Source organism: Lysinibacillus sp. 10T31 (assembly GCF_056394365.1).
Genome location: NZ_JBFTHS010000027.1, coordinates 50,776 through 70,961, shown reverse-complemented (window position 1 = coordinate 70,961; position 20,186 = coordinate 50,776). Strand labels below are relative to the sequence as shown.

Below are 20,186 nucleotides of genomic sequence, written 5' to 3'. Positions count from 1 at the left end.
GAAAGAAGAGCCAGAGTGACGGAAAGAAGAGCCAGAGTGACGGAAAGAAGAGCCAGAGTGACGGAAAGAAGAGCCAGAGTGACGGAAAGAAGAGCCAGAGTGACGGAAAGAAGAGCCAGAGTGACGGAAAGAGGAGGCAAAGCGACGGAAGGAAGAGCCAAGGTGACGGAAAGAAAACAGGGCGACGGAAAGAGGAGTCAAAGCGACGGAAAGAAGAGCTAGAGTGACGGAAAGAAAACAGAGCGACGGAAAGAAGAGTCAAAGCGAAGGAAAGAAAGACGAGAGCGACGGAAAGAATGGTCCAAGCGACGGAAAGAAAGTCGGAAGCGACGGAAGGAAAGATCCAAGCGACGGAAGGAAGAGCCAAGGTGACGGAAAGAAAACAGGGCGACGGAAAAAAGGGTCTAAGCGACGGAAAGAAGAGCTAGAGTGACGGCAAGAAAACAGAGCGACGGAAAGAGGAGTCAAAGCGACGGAAAGAGGAGTCAAAGCGACGGAAAGAATGGTCCAAGCGACGGAAAGAGGAGTCCAAGCGACGGAAAGAATAGTCCAAGCGACGGAAAGAATAGTCCAAGTGACGGAAAGAAGAGCCAGAGTGACGGCAAGAAAACAGAGCGACGGAAAGAGGAGTCAAAGCGACGGAAGGAAGAGCCAAGGTGACGGAAGGAAAACAGGGCGACGGAAGGAAAGATCCAAGCGACGGAAGGAAGAGCCAAGGTGACGGAAAGAAGACAGGGCGACGGAAAAAAGGGGCAAAGCGACGGAAAGAAGAGCCAAAGAGACGGAAGGAAAGATCCAAGCGACGGAAGGAAGAGCCAAGGTGACGGAAAGAAAACAGGGCGACGGAAAAAAGGGTCAAAGCGACGGAAAGAAGAGCCAAAGAGACGGAAGGAAAGATCCAAGCGACGGAAGGAAGAGCCAAGGTGACGGAAAGAAAACAGGGCGACGGAAAAAAAGGTCCAAGCGACGGAAAGAAAACAAAAAGATGGATAGAACCGGCGAAAAGATGGATAGGACCATCAAAAAGATGGATAGGGCCATCAAAAAGATGGATAGAACCGGCGAAAAAATGGATAGGACCAACAAAAAGGTGGATAGAATCATCAAAAAGCTAGAAAAAACAAAGCAACCCCACCGCATTGTGCCAAACACCACCATGCAATGCAGAACCACGAACCACGAACCACTATAAGAAACTATTTAATAAAAGGGTGTATATTGATATACTTACATTAATTTGTATTTAAGTTAAAATAATTATATATTTCGCATTGAAAATGTAACAAATTGTTCATAATCCATGTGTTGAAAGGGCTGATAGATTAAAAATGCAAGCGATTCAAGTTGAATTGAGCTTACCGGCAAACAGTGTTTTGAATGATACATATAAAATAAAAGAAGTACTTGCTACTAGTAAATTGTCATTTGTTTATATCGCGGAGAATATGAGTGTAGGGAATCAGCTAATTATTAAAGAGTTCTTTCCAAATGACATCGCTTTACGGGATTTAGATAATAAAACAGTCGTTAATCGTTTGCCTTCAACCAAGCAGAAGTTCGAGGATTTAAAAGCTATTTTTCTAAATGAAGCGTTAATTATGCGGCAAATAAATCATCGTAATATCGTCAAATATATGGACCACTTTGAAGAAAATGAGTCGATTTATATCGTGATGGAGTATTATGAAGGAACGTTATTAGATCAATACTTAAAGGGTTTTCCTATTAATGATAGGAATCATTTGTACACTAGTATATTCCTCCCTCTAATTGATGCTTTAAGCTATTTACATAAAAAAGGCATACTCCATCGTGATATTAAACCAAGTAATATTATGATAGATTCTGAAGGTAATCCTTATTTACTGGATTTTGGTTCGGCTATTTTTTATAAAACTGCTGAGAATTATCAAATATTTACAAGCCCAGGGTATTCTCCTTTAGAGCAATATTCGAATGTATCTGAGCAAGGTGTGTATACAGATATTTATAGTTTAGCAGCAACATTTTATTTTTCTTTAACAGATATTATCCCGCTGGATAGCTCAAAACGTATAATCGAGGATAAAATTGAAAATGTGAGAAAATATAATGAAAAAGTGAGTATTATTCTATCTCGAACTATTATGTGGGGCCTTGCAGTGCATGCAAAAAAACGATGCTCTTCACTTAAATTTATGGAACTGGCCGTTGCTACCGAAAATATTGCCAATAGGATAAAGAACTATTTTAATTCGAATGATACTAAATGACTATTTTTTTATAATAGTGATTCTATAGTATTGTTTTTCACTCAAAAACATATTTTTAATTAACGGCTTATGGACTATGAATTTTCACTCCATAAGCTGTTTTTTTAGTAAAAAAAAAGAATAAATACATTTATTTCTATAAAAACATCATAAACTTTAATATGTTTATTTTTTACCACCTAACCAGTTAAATACATTTGTTTTACATATAATTCTAATGTAAATATTGACAATAAAATTAGATATTGTATAGTTACTTTGTGATACATAATGTCATCAGTGAAGTAAGCATGTGAAATTATAGAACCATTTGGAATTCTAGTATTGAGTAACTGGAATACATAATTACATACAAAATCATAAATAAAAATAATTACTGATTCTTTGTCTGTAATTACCATTTTGTTACTTATTAGTATCTTATTAGTTGATTTCGAACGCAATTATCATATTTTATTTGCTACTCACTTATGACTATGCTTACTCGAAATTCGTTACAAAAAGGAGGGATGGCTGTATAATCATACGGCCGACTGAATGGAGATTATTAGTCAAACAAACAGAACCATGCTCTTTGAGGAAATTAATCCGGAAAAAATGGATTTAATTACGCTTGTTGGAGATGTAAAAGGGATTGACAGTCTTAGTGATGAAAAAATTAAAGAAATTAATGAAAATCTTCTTGTCAAAAGCTTCGACGAGTTTTTAGATAAGTTTTCTCCAACGGTTTATTCATTCTACAATGCTGCTAACCAAAAGGTTATGTATACATTACAGAAACCAGAAGGAATTCAAGATGACTGTATTTCTGAAATAGCAGTCGATCAAAATAATGATTTTTTAAAGATGTTATTTACCCTCATTGATACGAAAAGAAGTCAGGGCATCGCGAATGTTGATTTCAAGTTTGAAAATTTGCTCGATATGATCTCTCCTAAAAAGGTTATGGACGACATTCGACAAGTCCGAAAAGAAATTCATTACCTATATGGTGAATATGACAAATTAGATGAAGGCGATCCAAAAAAATTGGATACAGGGGACAAGCTAAACCTGATGTTTGAAGTGGCAAGTAGAAACTACAACAATGTCATGGCAATGCTTCCTTTAGCAATTGAAGATATTAAAACTCGACTATTGTTAGGTGCTAATCAGGATGAAGGTGAATCCGAAAAATTACAAATTGGGACGCTTTCAATTGGTGACAATGGTGAATTAAAAATTATTGAGGCACCACAAAATAATAGCTCAGAACTGATGGTTATTGAAGAAAATAGTAATTATGGTTTAAGCACAGTTTTTGAAGAGGACTATGAGGCGATTACAGAATCACCATCCTCTTATGTGAAAGATTTAGTCGTAAGAACCTTCTCTCCATTACCAGCCGTGAGAGCTGAATTGGATGTAGAGACAGAGGTACAAAACTACAATACATACTTAGAATTCTATAAGGATGCTAAGGATGAATTTGTAAAAACAGTGAAGCCGTTAGTTGAAAAACTATTAGGCGTAAAAATGTACTTTGATCAGTATGCAACTAAAAATAAAGGTATGCAGCCCTCGTTACTTGTAACGAATACAAAGTTAGATATGCTCGTTAAAAGTAATAATCTACCACGATTACGCACGTATTTAAATACAGTTAACTCCAAAAATGATTTTACAGATACGGTATGGTACGGAATTGTCCCTGCACTAGAACTAGAAGCTTCCGGAAAAATGAAAGTAAGTAGAGCTAGATTTAAAGGGAACGATAAGGTTGCCAAGCAAGATGGCAATACGATGGAATCGTTATCCATCCTTCTTGATACTGTGAAAGATTATAAAATACAGATTTTCTTCAACTTCATGGCAGAAGAAGAAACGACATTCAATGGAATTGCTACTGCAGGTATTGATCGCTTGATTGATAAATGCTCAGTGCTTATTCGAAAAGATTATAGTGAGTTTGCGATACCATGTTTACCGAACTTCACTATTATTCCTAAAGATAAATCAGGAGTAATCATTGATACAAGAATGCAGACAACAGAAAATGGAGCGCGATTATCTAAAGAAAAAGAGGATATTTTAAAACTTTGGATAGAGGGCGTTTATGTTGGTGCTAGCTATGTAGCGGCAGGTATTGTCTCAGCTTATCAATGTCCGGAATATTTGAAAGATTCTTTCAGAAATGTTCAGAGAAATTATCCTGGTGTACGCTTCGATATTGAAGCTGGTGATAATTCACTAAGAGCCGTTACAACAATGGCGAAAGAAATCTCAGGATTTACTAATAATATTAAAGATGCCATTAACAGCAGAAGCTTTGGCTTTGTATTCTCTTCAGAAAATGCACAGCTTCAAGATAAAGAAATTAAACGTATTACAGTGTATAAAGCTAGAAGTCTAGCGATGGAAGAAGATGGATTCGATTCAATTTACAAAACTCAAGTTAGTACGTATATTGAAAGAATTTTACGATTCCAATCTGGTGACTTTAAACACGAAAATATCGTTCGATTCTTTAGTAATAATCCAAGTAGTCAAAAAAGTAAATGGGTTAATGATAAAGGCTATGTAAACTCTATTATTCACGATGGAGATGACATTGGCTACATTATCGATGAGAAAACAAGCACTTGTCAGATTGACCTAATGTTTAACGGTAATGTGAAGAATCTTGAAGTCATGATTACAAAGGCAAGTAGTGCTGTTAAGGCCTAACAAGTTTACACATACACTCAAAAATTTTTTAAGTGGGATGTTTAAGATTTATTCATAAATCTTTTAACATAAATAGAATCTTCCATAAATTGCAAGGTGGTAACATTACATATTTCTCTATGTTTCATGTACTTGCATTAGGCATGGAGGAATGCATACAGCTAGTTATAAATTCACCTAAAGCAATTTATTGAGACGATTCAACAAATATTAGGAGGTACTAAAAATGGGTTTTGTATTAAAAGTAGAAGGATCAGAAGCAATTGAACTAGGGTTAGATAGCATTATGTCTGTTCAGTATGAAACAGATACTCCAGATGACTCTAACGCACGTTCTACAGATGTAGGAGCAACTTTAAAAGTAAAAGGTAAAATTCTTACTGCAACTGATGGTGATAATTCTGACGACACGATGAAATTAGGATTATGGTCATTAGTACCAGCTGAAAAAGCTGACTGTTACCGTAAAGTAACTTTAGAAGTTATTTCTGCTGATCAAGTAGTAAGAAAAATTCACTTCCCAAATGCTTTCGTTGTTGACTATTCAGAAAAGTATGGTGACACAGAAGGTATTGGTGAATTCTACTTATTCATTAAGCAAAAGAAAGACAAAACAGACTTGGCGAAAATCGAAGGCGGCTACGCTGTTTAAGATTGCTGCTTGATAGCTATTCCACATTATCTAAGGGACTTTCATAGTTCCTTAGATAATTTTGAATAATCCTAATATTGGGGATGAAAAAACATGAAAACGCATTATGAAACTTTAGGTGTTAGTAGAGACGCCACGCAAGCACAAATAAAACTAGCTTATCGAAAACTATCTAAAAAACATCATCCAGACGTGAGCGGTGGAAACAAAGAATCTGAAAAGATTTTTTTAGAAGTGACAGAGGCATACAAAGTACTGAAGGATCAAGCTTCAAGAGAAGCATATGATGCTCGACTAGATGGTGCTAGTCAAAGTTGGAGTAATGGACAGACATCTGAAAAACAGTCTTCACGCCAACAGTCTACTGAAAAAAAACCAGATTTTAATATGAGCAATATTGAAAAGAACTTTGAGCATTTTTTTGGTTTTAATCCTAAAACAAAGGAAACGGGATCAACCCTTAATAAGAACGCAAAGAAGAATCCACTAGATACAACTGATTTATTTGAACGTTTTTTTAACAAGTAAAACGAAGCCATAGCTAGTATGAAGGAGTGTGATAACATGTATGGTCAAAATTCAATGGATACATACACTGAAAACGCAAAAAAACAAATGATAATAAAAGTTATAGATATCATTATTGTCACAATCGCCTTCTTTTTCATTCTTTACGTATTTGTCATGAATCAGGATTTTATCTTGAAAACAATTATTGGACTTATGTTGGTCATACTAGCAATTGTTTATGGCTCTGTTAAGTATGAAGCAAGAGATAAAAATGACGATGTGACAAACAAGAAAATTCGAAAATTAGTTCTCCTCAATGATCGAGGAGCTGAAATAGATGAATGGGAGATAGATGACCAAACATCATTACTTATTGGTAAAAGTTCAGCTGACAATAAAGCAGATATCGATTTAAGCGGTACAGAATATGAATCGCTTATTAACTATGAACATGCCGTATTAAACAATGTTTCTGGAGTATGGTACATAGAGGATATTGATTCAGTAAATGGTGTTGGTTTAAAAAAAGCTAATAAGCGCGTTAAAAATAGAATACAACATGAAAGCCCTTACCCAATTGGTAACGGAGACACGATATACATAGCAAATACGCGAATTTTAGTGAAATAGAGACAAGTAAATTCGTAACATAGACGGGGGATAGCGAAAATGAGTTTGATTAGATGTACGAATGGTCACATGTTTAGTTCAAGAAGGCATAGAAATGTTTGTCCATATTGCAACGTAATGGTGGAACAGGAGCAAAGACCAAGCAGTCAGCAAACAGCTGTAGCAGAGCTAGATGATAAAACAATGCCATATCTTGGAGAAATGGATGGCATTGATCCGGTAACAGGATGGTTAGTTTGTATTGAAGGGCCTCAAATGGGGCGAGACTATCGAATTTTATCGGAAAAAAACTTTATTGGTAGAGCTGAGGATATGCACATCCGTATTGTCGGAGATAATTCGATTTCCCAGCGCAACCATGCAGTCATTGTTTATGATCCTAAAAAAAGGAATTTCTATTTGCTTCCAGGAGATGCATCAGGCCTAGCTTATCTTAATAATGAAGCGGTTTATACGCCAACAGAGCTAGCAGCGTATGATGTGATTCAGTTAGGCGGAAGTATGTTTCTCTTTATTCCCTTATGTGGTGTTCATTTTGAATGGGAAAACAACAACAGTGAGGGATGATGACGGATGGATCAGAAACTACTGCCATACATAATTGCACTTATTTTTATCGTTGTACTCATTGCATTATTAATCGTTAGAAACATGCTTGCGCAACAAAATGAAAAAAATAAAATAGAAATCGGTAATGGACAAACGATTGGCAGACGTGATGAGCAAGATGATTACTTCTCTACAGCTGAAACGAATAATGGAACAATTGCAGTCTTGGCTGATGGTATCAGTGGTTTAGCAAACGGTAGGATGGCAAGTACGGTTGCTGTCAATACATTTATTGAAGAATTTAAAAAGCTTAGCGGTCTAAATACTCTAGAAAAATTTTTTAAGGAGGCCGCTTTTGCAAGTAATCATATGATTGTCGAAAATTTAAATGGCTCGAACGGTGGTACTACATTAGTAGCAGCCGTTATTGATGATAACGGATTTCTTCATTGGGGAGCAGTTGGAGATAGTGTCATAACCATTTTCCGAAATGGAGAATTTAAGGCCATCAATCAAAAGCATATTTTTGAATCAGTGTTAACTGAGCGATATATATCTGGTGAAATATCTCAGCTTGAGGTGCAGGAAAATCCTTTGAAAAAGAGACTTATCAATTATTTAGGGTATGAAGGCTTTAAAAATATGGATATAGGAAAAAGTCCGATTCAGCTAAATATAGGAGATAAAGTATGCCTATTTAGTGATGGAGTCTATGATACTTTAACAGAGGTTGAAATGGAGAAAATTCTCTCTCAACAAGCTACTCCCTATGATATTGCTCAAGACATGATAAAAGCCGTTGAACAAAAACGCTTAAAAAATCAAGATAATGCAACCATCGTTATTCTAGAAAAAACATGGTAATCATTATACTTGTCGTCTTTAAATGAGTCAGTAAATAAGGAGGAGTAATCATGAGAAAGGAAAATAGCAACTTTAAAACAAGCTTTTTATCCGAAGCGGGCTCATTTTTGCAAAATAAAGATTACTTTGCCTATACAGAGCTGGACGATGTAGCCTGCTGGGTAGCTGTAAAAGGGTTAGATTCTGATCAGGAAATAAGTAGTGCGGAGCTTGCCGTGAAGGCAATTTTAGAGAAATTCATGGAAAAGCCATCCATGTCTAGAAGAAGCATTAAAAAATATTTGAAAAATGCCCAAGACATTCTCCAAGCTCAAAGCTTAAGGGTGAGATTGAAAGCAAGTATTGTCATTGTCGTATCAGATTACTCAAAGATGATTGTGGCAGTTGCAGGAAATTCGAGATTGTATCATTTTCGTAATGGTACTTTAACGTTTAAAAGCACTGATCAAAGCTTAGCGCAAGAGATAGTGAATACTAGGAACCGTTCGCTCGATATAAGTCATCACGAGGAAAGAACCAATTTACTAAATTATCTTGGTAAACCAAAAGATTTCCAGCCTTTTGTTTCGAAGAAAATGAAGTTAATGGATGACGATGTACTAGTGCTTTGTACAGCAGGCTTTTGGGAGGATGTCAATGAAATTGAAATGGCAGATGCGTTGGAAGATGCAAAAGAGCCTGAGAAATACATTGATTTATTAGAAGAGGTACTGTTAAGCAGGCAAAAGAAAGTGGTCAATAATTACACAATCGCAGCTATATTTGCTAATAAGGTTTATCAGGAAACAAATAAGAAAAAGATGAAATACATTAAAATGATTGCAGCTGCATTAGTGCTAGCTTTGGTCGTAGGTGGAGGCACGATTTTTTATCAGGCAAAGCAAGCCAAAAAAATGGCTGAATTAACCGTCGAGATGAAAGATCATGAAAAGAGCGGAAACCTTTATTTTCAAGATGGGACTTATGATAAGGCACTGCTGGAATATAGTGAAGGCAGAAATGCGGCAAAAAAATTGAAGGATCCAATACATAGAAATTTACTAGCTAAAAAATTAAGAGTTACCGATCTGATTATCAGTGGAGATAAATTAGCGGAAGAAGGTAAATTTAACGATGCCCTGGAGTCATATGAAAAGGCTAAAAAAGAAGGAAAGCTTATTAAAGACTTTGGGAAAGAAGTAGTTGAACAAAGAATCGCTAATATGGATACCATTGTACAAATTGCTGAAGCTGTGAAAGATGGAGATTTTCGATTTGAGGCAGAGGATTACAATGGGGCTCTTGAAACGTATCAAAAAGCTAGAAAAAAAGCCCTGACAATTGCCTATACTGGCGAACCTGAAATAAAGACAAAGATAGAAGACACAGAGGCTAAAATTGCTGAATTGAAAAAGGCCCAGAAGGAATTAAAGGCTGAAGGCTTAGAAAAAAGCGGGGATCAGAGCTATGCACGCCAAGAGTTCGGGAAAGCAATTGAATATTATACACTTGCACAGGAAATTTATCAGGAGACAGAGCTGCTGTCGAAGGTTTTAGGTCTTGAGCGAAAGGTTATGAACGCCAATGATAAATTAAATCCTCCTCCTCAAGCACAAGCTGCCGATAATGCAGCTCCGCCTACGAATGAAGGGACAGCTGCTGGTGAGCCATCTGATGCTGAAGTGATGAAAGAGGGAAAATAAATTGATGAAAGAGCTCATGATTGAACGGTTACGCAAAATAGAGGATTTAGAGCAACGTCAACTGCTAAAGGATATTGTCAGTGGCGTTTTTGTAAATTTAATCGATTATCAGGATGACATGAACAAAAGGCTTGAGGAGCGTATATTCAATGAAATAGATGATGCTGAGAATAGGTTTGATATTTATGTGACGTTAAGTTCCAGGGAGGATGTTGACCCTATTCATGAATGCTTATTCCCAATGCGGCCAACTGATTTAGAAAGTAAATCAATTAATTTTAAAAAAATGCTTGAAGCATTTAACAACAATAAATCAGCAGAACTGTTCACATTATTTCTAGAATGTGATTCCATAAAAATCCAACAATTACTTGCTGGGCAGCGACTCTTTAATGGAAAGCTAGTAACGACAGAAGGACAAGTAGAGATTAAGGTCAGTCTTTCGCAGAATACTGACTATTTACAAGAGATTAACAAGCTATATCCGCTTTTCCAAATAAACGGCTTACCGTGGAAAACCATTAATCACCCGTTCGTCTATAAATTTTTTAATGTCAATTTAGTAAATTGCCCGCCTTTAAATGAGGATGCTGAAATTACTGGAATAATCGTTGATTTAGAAGAGTATGAGGACAAAAAACGCCTAAATATGGTTCCACTATGGAACATTGAACGCTATGAGGTCAAAAATGTCGGGTTTCCCATCCCTGCTATCGATAAGGTGAATTTTGAACATGTCCTTTCCGTACGTAAAATCGGAAACGAGCATGGCTATCTTGTTGAGGCCGAAGAGGATAATGTTCGTTACGTTAAACGCTCAGACAATGAATTAACAATTGTTTCACCCCAAGATAAGTCAGGGGTTTGGCAGCTAATCAAAATTGCAAAGATGGAAGATGAGAAGATCGGCAAATTGAATTACGAGCTTGTATCAAATCGAAGAATCGAGCATTTTATACACAAATTCGCTAACAAGTATACGGCTACTGTTAAAACGAAGGGTGAAATTATTCGTATGATTAACTCCTTTGAGGCAGCTGATCAATTTGAGCTTGTAGATGTCGAAATAGTGGAATCTTTCTCGGGAACGAGCTTTACGCACTCCGCGAACACTTTCTTAACGGAAATGATAGGAGAAAATAATCATAGAAAAACGATGCTGTTAAAGTTTAAGGCGAAAGAGGAAAGAAACTTTATCGCAAACGATATTTTAAGCTTCCTCGTATCAGAAGTGCAACGACATTTCTTCGAATATGAATGTGTAGGTGTTTGGCTATGAACTATATTTGGGATTTGCTCATTAAAGCTGAGGATGAAGGACTTTCTAAAAAGGATATTTATTTTCATCTTGCAGAGGCCTATTCACCTTATATGGAACTAAGTCCACAACTATTAAATTCACAGTATGTTGACCAGCACGTTGAAGTAAATCCGTATTATCGCTATTACGGAATTTTTAATGGTCTTTTCCATCCTGATAATACTTCAGATATAGAGTTTAGGGATTATCTTTTAGATACCGTATTGCATTTTTTAGCTGAAATTGATCGTATGCAGGGCATGAATAAAAGAGAGTTCTATATTCGCTTTATCTTAAGGGAAATCGAGGCCGATGTATTTGGTAAATTGGCGCGTGACAATATTCATGCCTTTACGAAAAAGGAGCAAGAAATAGTTGCGCTCAACATGCTAAGACTGTACCGGACAGGTGAAGAAATTTACTTATTAAAGGATACGCTGAAAAGGCTCTTTAAAAATTGCATGATTTATGTGAAATCGGAGGACCAGGATGAGCTGCTTTTATACATCCGTCAAAAGCAGACAGAACAGAATGAGCGAAAGGTACAGCTTATACAAGAAATTTTTCTGCCAATAGGCTTTCATATGGAGGTTTATTGGCAATATCATTTTGGCATTATTGATGCAGAGGAAACGATGAAGCTAGATCGAATAGCTCTTTACTAAATGAGGAAGAGGAGGGATTCCAATGACAACTAAATATTCATATAAGCTGTATGCCAATAAGCGTAATACAGAAAAGAAATATATGACCTATACACGAGTAGAACTAATGGAAATGACAACCTTCCAGCTTAGAAATATTTGCTATAAGGAAAAGCTTGTGACTGGGCTTATTAATACACTGACAAGAGACGAGTTAATTGACAAGATTTTAAGATACCGTGGCTCTGAAGAAAACCCTCTTATTAGAGAAAAAAAGGATGGGGGCTTTGAACGAGTAGAAGCGGCCATGCAAGAGTATTTAAAAACACCGATGTCTGACAATGGTGACATTAAAATTCCTGCCAAAATGAGCTTATATAGCGGGATGAAGATTGATAAACCCGATCAGTATTTCGTGGAAACAGGCGGTTTTCTTGTTGAATCTAATGTACTGCTAGTCAATGAGCAGCTGGAACTTTGCGGCATCCTTAATATCCTTAAAGACGACGAAGTCCCAAATCAATACTATTTCGCTGCTGACCAAGCAATTGGAATTCGGAAGACAAACAATAAAAACTACAGCTTTATTTTTTTAAGAAAGCAAGATTCTGAATATATTTATAAGACGTATTATCAGGAGACTCCACTTCCGCCAACAAATCTTCATTATTATAAAGTTCCAATACCAGATTTAGAGATGAAACAGCTGGAAACAACGAATGCCATTCTTGCGATTGACTTTGGCACAACAAATACAACGGCTGGTGTTTATTTAGAGAGCGATTATGTGTCCTCTCCTTGCAGTCATGATTTGTTAAATGACAGAATTCAGCTAAATAGCATCAATTTTGTGCAATTTCCAGACCCACTTCATCAAAACGAATGGATTGAAGTAGTGCCGACGGTCATGACTGTCGCAGATTGCTCAAATGCAGACCAAGTATGCTATCACTACGGCTATGAAGCGTTAAAAATGATGAAAAAAAATAGCTATACATCTTTGGCTACGAAATTCCAAGGTATTAAGCGATGGGTTAGTAACTATGCCAAGCTGGAAGAGGTGATGGATGCTAACGGCAATACTGCACTTGTTCCACGTAGCCAAATTTTAAGAGAGTTTATGCTTTATATTATTCGAATGGCGGAGCATCAATTCAAATGTCGCTTCAAGCATTTACATATTTCCAGTCCCGTTAAGCTGAAAACACAATTTTTAGATATGTTTCGTGCGATTTTACCCGAATACCAAATCGAAACTGAGCATGCTCTCGATGAAGGGATGTCGGTACTTTATAATACAATCGCCAATCAAATAGAGAATGATAGCTTTCTCGATGGTAAGGAATACAAAGCGCTTGTGATTGATTGCGGGGGCGGAACAACAGACCTTTCTTCTTGTAAGTTTCGAATAGAGGACGGACATATTTCTTACAAAATTGATATTCATACTACCTATGAAAACGGGGATACGAATTTTGGTGGTAACAATATTACCTATCGCATTTTCCAATTTATGAAAATCGTCTTTGCCAACTATTATAGTCGAGGAAAAAATGATTATGATATCGATGCATTAATAGATATTCCAGGTAAGGATATTTATCGATATGTAGATGACCATGGCGTTGAAGCGGTGTACGAACAATTCGAAAAAGCCTTTGTAGATGCCGAATATATTATTCCTACACGCTTTAAGGAATATGAAAATCGAACACGTGATGAGTACCTACGTGTCCGCAATAATTATTATTTCTTATGGGAAATGGCAGAAGAGATGAAGAAGGAATTTTTCCGCAAAACAGGTATATTAAGAAGTCGTTTTTATGCGGATAGCGATATGCAGCACGATAGTGATTTAAATGTCACAGCAGTAGATCGCTGGTGCCTATCGTTGGTAGAAAATAATCAATTTAAGGAAGTTTATGACTTCCCAAATGTCTTTTTCAACATTAAAGAAATCAATCATCTCATAAAGGCAGATATTTATGATATCGTACGAGAGTTTTTAGAGGAATTTTATGAGACTGGCATACTGAGTGACTATTCCATCATTAAATTGACGGGACAATCCTGTAAAATAGACGCATTTCGCGAGGCTTTAAAGGAATTTGTACCAGGACGCAGCATTGAATTTAGACAAAAGGCTGAAAATATCGGTAAAGTTCCAGAGTTAAAGCTTGCTTGTTTAAGGGGAGCACTTCGTTATTTAAATGCTAAGAAAATCGGCATGATTGAAACAGAAGTGACGAACCATGCGCCAGTTGTGCCTTATGCTGTCAGTGCCTTTACGCATAATCGTCAGGAAAAATTACTGATTAGTAGCTTAGAAAGACTGAATCAAATACATGGTACGATTTCTCGCCCATGGGGTGTAAAAGAGGTGGAGTTTTTCCTCACTGGCAGCGACCATCACACAGCGTATAAATACACTTATTTTAATCGTCAGGAGGATTATGCACCTGTTCTTTATGAGAATATTGCAATGCACTATCAAGATAAAATTCCGCAGGACGAGACGGATTCTATCACGAATGGAGAAGTGAAGTTCTTTGTCTTTGCAGGCGAAGATCATTGGGGCTTCCATGTAGTTCCAGTAGCAAGAAAAGACGAACAGTTGTTTATCGGTAGCAAGGAATTCTTTGCCTTTGAAACCGATTTGTCTGAGCTAGATTTCTTTGATGGATTAAAGTAATGCAGCCTCCGGCGGATGTCATGGAATCGGCTTTGTATAATCAAAAACCGATTCCTGACTCAATTATGCCGAGGCATAATTGATCAGTGAAAAACAAGAAAAGAGGTGGGTGACAGCTTGTTTGCCAATCAATATCCACATTTTCAAAAAGGCCGCATTTTAAAGCGAGAAATGCTGGAAAATTTGCGGGATTATCCCAGAAGATTTTTAGATTTATATTTCCAAGATTATTCAAATGGCATCATTGCGGGTGCCAATATTATCGTAGCAGATACAAGCCTCATTATAGCGAAAGGCATTATCAAGCATAACGGAAAGCTCTATATGCTACATAGTAGCTATGAGCTTCCTTATGAGGCAACAGGAAGCGAGACGATTCTAAAAGTACGGTTTGCTGAAGAAGTGAATGAATTAGATTTTAAAAACCATACAACAGAAATAGTCCTAGATGATTCATTAGAACTTGCAAATAATGAGCTAGAGTTGGCGCGCTTTAAATTAAAATCGGGTGCAAAACTGCGCTCGGAGTATATTGATTTTTCCGATTTTGCTACTGAATACAATACGGTAAATTATCTTCACAGTCAGTATGCAGGTTTTCAAAAAAGCACATACCATCCAATCATTTTGCGCTATTTTGCACGAGAGCTGTTAAAAAATCGCCCAGCGAATCCGTATGATATAGCTTTTGCTTTAGAGTGCATAAATCAGGAGCGGGTTCAACGAGATGCGATTGATTTTTATATTTGCAATCGGCTAGAGCTAGACTACCAAACATTTTCTAATAGTCAAATTCATAAATACTTGAACCGTATTTTATTGGAATCAAAGCGCGGAGGTCGTATGACAGGACACAGTCAAGGGCGACCAAAGCGCATGATTGTTGACTAGCTGATAGTCTGCTGATGAAGAAATGTTCAAGAAATGGAAGGTGAATAGATTGAAATTTTTAGATGAACAAATTATCGCTCTTAGAAATGAAATGCGAGAGCAGGAACAACATGAATTAGCTCAAAAGGAAGCAGCTTTAAAAGAGAAGCAAGCGCCGCCTGAGGAGCCTATACAGGAGGAACAGCCTGAGCTAGAAGCAATTGACCTTTACAAGGACTTTGTCAATATAGACGAGCAGGAAGTACCGGTCATTGATCAGCATGTCCTGGATGGAAAAATTTCGTTCCGAATGCCGAAGATATTTTCAATCATGCCAGCTCAGTTAGCCTCATTAAAATACCCTTCAGAACGAAGACCAAACATTATATATACGGATGAATCATCTACTATCAATCTAGCTTTCAACAAGACATCACATTCTTTACCTGATGAGGGTGTAGCTGAGTTTCAGGAAAATATGATTGACGTTCTTGAGCAATCTCAGCCCGCAGCAGAATGGTTTGATACAGATGTAATCAAAATAGATGACAAAACAGTCGGATTTATCGAGGTCATTACACCTGCTATTGATGGTGAGATTTTTAATTTAATGTTCTTTGTATCGATTGATGAGAAAGCGCTTATTGGTACGTTCAATTGTACGGAGGAAGATACTGAGACTTGGCGTCCTATCGCTAGAGCGATGATGAAAACAATGAAATTCGCTTCTAACGGAAGTGGAGGGGGCGTATTACGATGAGTGGAGTAGTAACTGCCTATCATAATATTCAAATATTACCATTTAAGCTAGTGAGCATTCAAGAGCTTACACTCACAAAGAAAATGAATGAGCACGCGACATTACGCTTCACGGGTATTGTACCTGAGGAAGTTCGAGATCAGTATGTCGAAATGACAGAGGTCCATTCAGCTATTGAAGTGAATCAGCTCGATCATTTAGGTGCACCTACCCCGTTATTTAAGGGGATTATATTAGGTGTCAAAGTAAGTGCGATTCGAGATATTTATTATATCGAAGTAGAAGCTGCTTCCAATACATATCAACTCGATATTAAGAAGAAAAACTGCTCCTATCAGGATAAAGGGATGGCCTATTCATCTCTATTCAAACGAATGAGTTCCTTTTATCCTGGTCTCGATGTGATCGATGAGGCTACAAAGGGAGGAAAATTAGAGAAGTTTACCCTACAGTACCGAGAAACCGATTGGGAATTTTTAAAACGTCTTGCCTCCCGCTATAACACTGGACTAGTTCCTGCTGCTACCTTTGATAAGCCAAAGTTCCATTTAGGTGTCCCTGCTGGTCATGCGAAAGGAAAGCTAGAAGACTATCATTATACGACAAGAAAAAAACTAGCAGACTATCTCCTCTATACAGAGAACGGCAATGGTGGTATGGGAGAACATGACTTTATGTACTATGAAGTGGAAACCGATAAGGTACTTGCAATAGGTGACCACGTAACCTTTCATAAACACATCCTCTATGTTTGTGAAGCCTATACGTCGATGAAGGATGGTTTACTAAAGCATCGTTATACACTTTCAACGAAGAAAGGTATGAACAAGAGTGAAACCTTTAACGAAGAAATTTCGGGTGTATCCATCGAAGGTAAGGTGTTGGAAGTTGCCAAGGATCATATTAAGGTCCATCTAAATATTGATGAAAAACAGGATAAAGGGAAGGCGCATTGGTTCCTTTATTCAACGCCTTATACAGCTGAAGGGCATAGTGGTTGGTATTGTATGCCTGAAATTAACGACTTTGTTCATGTATATTTCCCTTCTTATCGTGAAGAAGAGGGAATTGCCAGCAGCTCGATTCGAAAAAATTTAGACAGCACCGCAACGAATAAACTAGATGATCCTTCGACGAAATATTACAGAACTGCCTTTGGTAAAGAAATTAAGATGAGCCCTACGGAAATTGTCATTACAGCACAGGATAACGATATTTTTATCCGTTTAAATGAAGCGAGCGGTATTGAAATTTTTAGTAAAAAGGAAATTAAACTTATTTCCGAGGCAGATATTTCAGTCAATGCAAGCAAGAAAATTCTTATGTCTGCGGAGGAAGAAATTTCACTAAAATGCAAGGGAAGTAAAATAACGATGGATGGCAGTGTGCAAATTTTCGGGAAAGAAGTAAAGGCCAATTAATAGCCCTATAGATGGGTTTCTTAATGAAGAGAAAGAAGGAGACACATATGCAAGCAGAGGAAATTTTACAGCATTTTTATGAAACGGAAGTAGAGAAAAGACGGTTGAAATATCTCTTGGCGTTAGAGGATTTTTTCCAAGCCTCAAAAGAAGAGCTTGCTGAGGAATTTAGAAAATCCTTTCAAATCATTTGTCGTCAGCTACAGCAGCAACAATCCCTTCAACAGAAAGGGCCAATTGGACATATCACGTTTTCCATGCTGCGTACAGAGCTACTGGAGGGGCGTCACCACTATCTAGTGGAGGGAACAGATGAGGAATGGTTCTTTGACCTTCGACCTATTTTAACTACCTATGATGCAAGCTGGGCTCTGAGCTTTTTAGAGCAATTCGTTGAGGAACTATATTTATACAGCAAAACATTCATGGGGGCCATTACCCAAGCGGATATTGAGCAAATCAAGCTTAAGGAAGTAACTCATTTTCATCAATATGTTATTAGCCTTGCTAGATATGCATTGCCAGATATTATTAGATGTCCCGAATATTTAGCACTTGATCGTGATGCTGCTGTAGAAATTCGTATAGGTGAATTTCTGGATGTCAATGAAGTTGTCTATAGCGAGGATTTCTCTTCGAAAGATATCGAAGAAATTAAGGCTTGGCTGGCTCAAAAATTAGAGGATGAATATGCGTATGAAGTATTTAGCAACTTAAATCTATCTGGTGGCAACTATGAAGACTTAGATATTCAATATGCCTTTTTCCAGAAAACAAATTTAGCACAGAGTCAAATGCGTAATTGCTTACTCATTGGCGCCAATCTTAGGAATAGTAAACTAATGGAAGCTGATTTAAGCTTCAGTACGATTCATGAAGCCGATTTTAGCAATAGTCAATTGCAAGGTGCTAACTTCCAACAAGCTCAGGGTGCAAGCGGACTAACTGATCGACAAAAGTGGGAAATGCCAGGCTATCTCCCAGTGCGCTTTACTGATGCTAATTTAGAGGGAGCTGATTTTGAGCTAGCTAATTTACGAGGTGCTAGCTTTATCGGCGCTAACGTCAAGAATACCCATTTTGAAGGAGCTAATTTAGAAAAAGCTGTGTTCTCGAAGGAAGCACGAGAGCATCTGAAGCTAGATCCATTCCAAATAGCAAGTGTCATTTGGAAATAGATGTCGTGAAAAAGGAGATTAAAAGATGAACTATTTTATTCTATCTCAGGATGAGCGTATCTCGAATGCTGTAGAACCAGTTGGACTATCAAAAATTATAAAAAAAGAACTATTAACAGTGGAAAAAATGGAGGAGCTAGATGAGCTCGAGCGTCAATTTCCTGTTTTAGATAAAAGTGAAAATGTCTATATCGATTTTATCGAAAAGCCCATTGCTCTTTTAGCTAATCCAGTGAAGCAGTTAGTGGAAAAATATGAGCCGCGCTTACCATTTAAAGCAGTTGTTCTCGTAGATATGCCGAAATTAAAACAGACGTTATATTGGCTCTCCATTCCGCCAAAAGTGGCCTGTCTTTCAGCACAAACCGAATTCAATCTAGACGGAACGCTGAAAAAGCTAGTTATTGATGAGACTTTAGCCGCACCATACACCTTCTTTCAAATTGAAGGTATTAAAGAGGATTACATCATTGTCAATATTGAGCTAGCAGAAAGTATATTGCGCCGATCATTTCGAGGTATTCGATTACGCAAAGTGCAAACGGAAGGCAAATGGAACGAGATCCTTCATGTATAGATAACTAGAAATACATAGAGTAGGAGAGCATTAACATGAAAAAAAGATGGGCAGCGGCTGCTTTCGCAGCAATAGTACTAGCTGGTTGTGGGTCAGGTGAAGCTGAAAAAGGTGAGAAAAAAGAGCCAGTAGCTGAACAGGGTAGTGCAGTTAAAATAGATTTTAGCAAAGAGAATTTGGCTAAAAGCTTTAAAGAAGGCACATTCAAAGCAGATGTCATGGCAATTGGTCTTCCAGCAGATTTAAACGAGAAAGCAGAGAAAATTACAGCAGCGATGCAGGCTTCTCTCGCAAAAAATAAAGCTTGGTATTTAGAAACAGTAGCTGGGCTAGCTGAAGGTGAGAAGCTTCCCTATGATGAAAAATTAGGCATTACAGAAGACGAATATAAGTTTTTCCTAGAACTTAATCAGCATTTCCAACTCGGAAAAATTGGCGAAAGTGATATTACTATTGCAAAAAAGGATGATCAGTTAACGATTGAAAATCCTACTGCTACAATCGTGAAAAAGCTAACGATTAGCGCGGATGGAAGCACATTGCAAAGTGATTTAGGTGACCTTGCATATGTAGAGGAAATCAAAGCTTCCGATGCACAAAAAATAACAGGAAAATGGAACGGTCATTTATATCGCATGGGTGGCGATGATACAAAGCAGGTTCTCAAAATTTCAATTGGCCAGCTAGAGGATAGCAAGAAAAACATTATTTATACAGAGTTGTATGAAGAAGGTAAAGAGAAAAAAGACGAGATCATTATGTTCTAAATTGATTAGTTATTAAAGCGATATCTAGGCATTTACGCATCATGATAAAGATTCTCCAAAGCGAAAATAGTAACGTATTATTTTCGCTTTGGAGTGTGCAATGTGAAGCGACGTGAATGCACACTTTTCTTA

21 protein-coding genes are annotated in these 20,186 nt (G+C 37.3%); 19 read left to right on the top strand and 2 right to left on the bottom strand.

The window, feature by feature from the left end; genetic code table 11:
- The coding region (locus tag AC1DCY_RS16565) for a hypothetical protein (RefSeq protein ID WP_477351862.1) at positions 1-201 on the bottom strand (201 nt) is incomplete at its 3' end.
- Between the two features lie 22 nt (positions 202-223).
- Here AC1DCY_RS16565 and AC1DCY_RS16560 point away from each other — a divergent pair.
- Positions 224-433 carry a hypothetical protein gene (locus AC1DCY_RS16560; protein WP_477351860.1) on the top strand — a complete coding sequence of 70 codons (210 nt, stop codon included), beginning with the start codon at positions 224-226 and terminating at the stop codon, positions 431-433.
- On the opposite strand, the gene AC1DCY_RS16555 is transcribed toward AC1DCY_RS16560, so the two are convergent.
- Entirely contained in the window at positions 425-799 is a 375-nt protein-coding gene (locus AC1DCY_RS16555) for a hypothetical protein (RefSeq protein WP_477351858.1), read from the bottom strand. The genes AC1DCY_RS16560 and AC1DCY_RS16555 overlap by 9 nt on opposite strands.
- Positions 800-820: 21 nt before the next feature.
- Between AC1DCY_RS16555 and AC1DCY_RS16550 the strand changes: the two genes are divergently transcribed.
- The 18 genes from AC1DCY_RS16550 to AC1DCY_RS16465 all read left to right on the top strand — a co-directional run bounded on the left by AC1DCY_RS16550 (position 821) and on the right by AC1DCY_RS16465 (position 20,054).
- The gene (locus AC1DCY_RS16550; RefSeq protein ID WP_477351856.1) at positions 821-1,192 is read left to right on the top strand and encodes a hypothetical protein; all 372 of its coding nucleotides are present in this window, start codon (positions 821-823) and stop codon (positions 1,190-1,192) included.
- A 136-nt stretch (positions 1,193-1,328) separates the two neighbouring features.
- Positions 1,329-2,252, top strand: a complete 924-nt coding sequence (locus AC1DCY_RS16545) for a serine/threonine-protein kinase (RefSeq protein ID WP_477351854.1) — start codon at positions 1,329-1,331, stop codon at positions 2,250-2,252.
- 537 nt (positions 2,253-2,789) lie between these two features.
- Positions 2,790-4,958, top strand: coding sequence for a transcriptional regulator (locus AC1DCY_RS16540; protein ID WP_477351852.1), 2,169 nt, complete (start codon positions 2,790-2,792; stop codon positions 4,956-4,958).
- Positions 4,959-5,184: 226 nt separating this feature from the next.
- On the top strand, positions 5,185-5,610 hold the full coding sequence (locus tag AC1DCY_RS16535) for a membrane-associated protease 1 (RefSeq protein ID WP_477351850.1): 426 nt from the start codon (positions 5,185-5,187) through the stop codon (positions 5,608-5,610).
- 93 nt (positions 5,611-5,703) lie between these two features.
- Positions 5,704-6,138, top strand: coding sequence for a J domain-containing protein (locus tag AC1DCY_RS16530; protein ID WP_477351848.1), 435 nt, complete (start codon positions 5,704-5,706; stop codon positions 6,136-6,138).
- A gap of 36 nt (positions 6,139-6,174) precedes the next feature.
- Positions 6,175-6,750 carry an FHA domain-containing protein gene (locus tag AC1DCY_RS16525; RefSeq protein ID WP_477351846.1) on the top strand — a complete coding sequence of 192 codons (576 nt, stop codon included), beginning with the start codon at positions 6,175-6,177 and terminating at the stop codon, positions 6,748-6,750.
- A 39-nt stretch (positions 6,751-6,789) separates the two neighbouring features.
- The gene (locus AC1DCY_RS16520) at positions 6,790-7,317 is read left to right on the top strand and encodes an FHA domain-containing protein (RefSeq protein ID WP_079562902.1); all 528 of its coding nucleotides are present in this window, start codon (positions 6,790-6,792) and stop codon (positions 7,315-7,317) included.
- Between the two features lie 6 nt (positions 7,318-7,323).
- Positions 7,324-8,163 (top strand): PP2C family protein-serine/threonine phosphatase, encoded by an 840-nt coding sequence (locus tag AC1DCY_RS16515; protein WP_477351843.1) that lies wholly within the window; start codon positions 7,324-7,326, stop codon positions 8,161-8,163.
- 50 nt (positions 8,164-8,213) lie between these two features.
- The gene (locus AC1DCY_RS16510; RefSeq protein ID WP_477351841.1) at positions 8,214-9,845 is read left to right on the top strand and encodes a serine/threonine protein phosphatase; all 1,632 of its coding nucleotides are present in this window, start codon (positions 8,214-8,216) and stop codon (positions 9,843-9,845) included.
- A gap of 4 nt (positions 9,846-9,849) precedes the next feature.
- A complete protein-coding gene (locus AC1DCY_RS16505) occupies positions 9,850-11,124 on the top strand; it encodes a normocyte-binding protein (protein WP_477351872.1) in 1,275 nt (424 codons plus the stop codon).
- On the top strand, positions 11,115-11,810 hold the full coding sequence (locus AC1DCY_RS16500; RefSeq protein WP_477351839.1) for an iron-dependent peroxidase: 696 nt from the start codon (positions 11,115-11,117) through the stop codon (positions 11,808-11,810). Before AC1DCY_RS16505 ends, AC1DCY_RS16500 begins: the two co-directional genes overlap by 10 nt.
- 22 nt (positions 11,811-11,832) lie before the next feature.
- Positions 11,833-14,481, top strand: a complete 2,649-nt coding sequence (locus AC1DCY_RS16495) for a molecular chaperone (protein WP_477351837.1) — start codon at positions 11,833-11,835, stop codon at positions 14,479-14,481.
- A 117-nt stretch (positions 14,482-14,598) separates the two neighbouring features.
- On the top strand, positions 14,599-15,372 hold the full coding sequence (locus tag AC1DCY_RS16490) for a DNA and RNA helicase (protein WP_477351835.1): 774 nt from the start codon (positions 14,599-14,601) through the stop codon (positions 15,370-15,372).
- Between the two features lie 40 nt (positions 15,373-15,412).
- Positions 15,413-16,111 carry a hypothetical protein gene (locus tag AC1DCY_RS16485; RefSeq protein WP_477351870.1) on the top strand — a complete coding sequence of 233 codons (699 nt, stop codon included), beginning with the start codon at positions 15,413-15,415 and terminating at the stop codon, positions 16,109-16,111.
- Positions 16,108-17,532 (top strand): hypothetical protein, encoded by a 1,425-nt coding sequence (locus AC1DCY_RS16480; RefSeq protein ID WP_477351834.1) that lies wholly within the window; start codon positions 16,108-16,110, stop codon positions 17,530-17,532. Before AC1DCY_RS16485 ends, AC1DCY_RS16480 begins: the two co-directional genes overlap by 4 nt.
- Before the next feature lie 23 nt (positions 17,533-17,555).
- Positions 17,556-18,710, top strand: a complete 1,155-nt coding sequence (locus AC1DCY_RS16475; RefSeq protein WP_477351832.1) for a pentapeptide repeat-containing protein — start codon at positions 17,556-17,558, stop codon at positions 18,708-18,710.
- Positions 18,711-18,735: 25 nt separating this feature from the next.
- The gene (locus AC1DCY_RS16470; protein ID WP_427523966.1) at positions 18,736-19,287 is read left to right on the top strand and encodes a serine protease; all 552 of its coding nucleotides are present in this window, start codon (positions 18,736-18,738) and stop codon (positions 19,285-19,287) included.
- Positions 19,288-19,322: 35 nt separating this feature from the next.
- A complete protein-coding gene (locus AC1DCY_RS16465) occupies positions 19,323-20,054 on the top strand; it encodes a hypothetical protein (protein ID WP_477351830.1) in 732 nt (243 codons plus the stop codon).
- Positions 20,055-20,186: the final 132 nt, after the last annotated feature.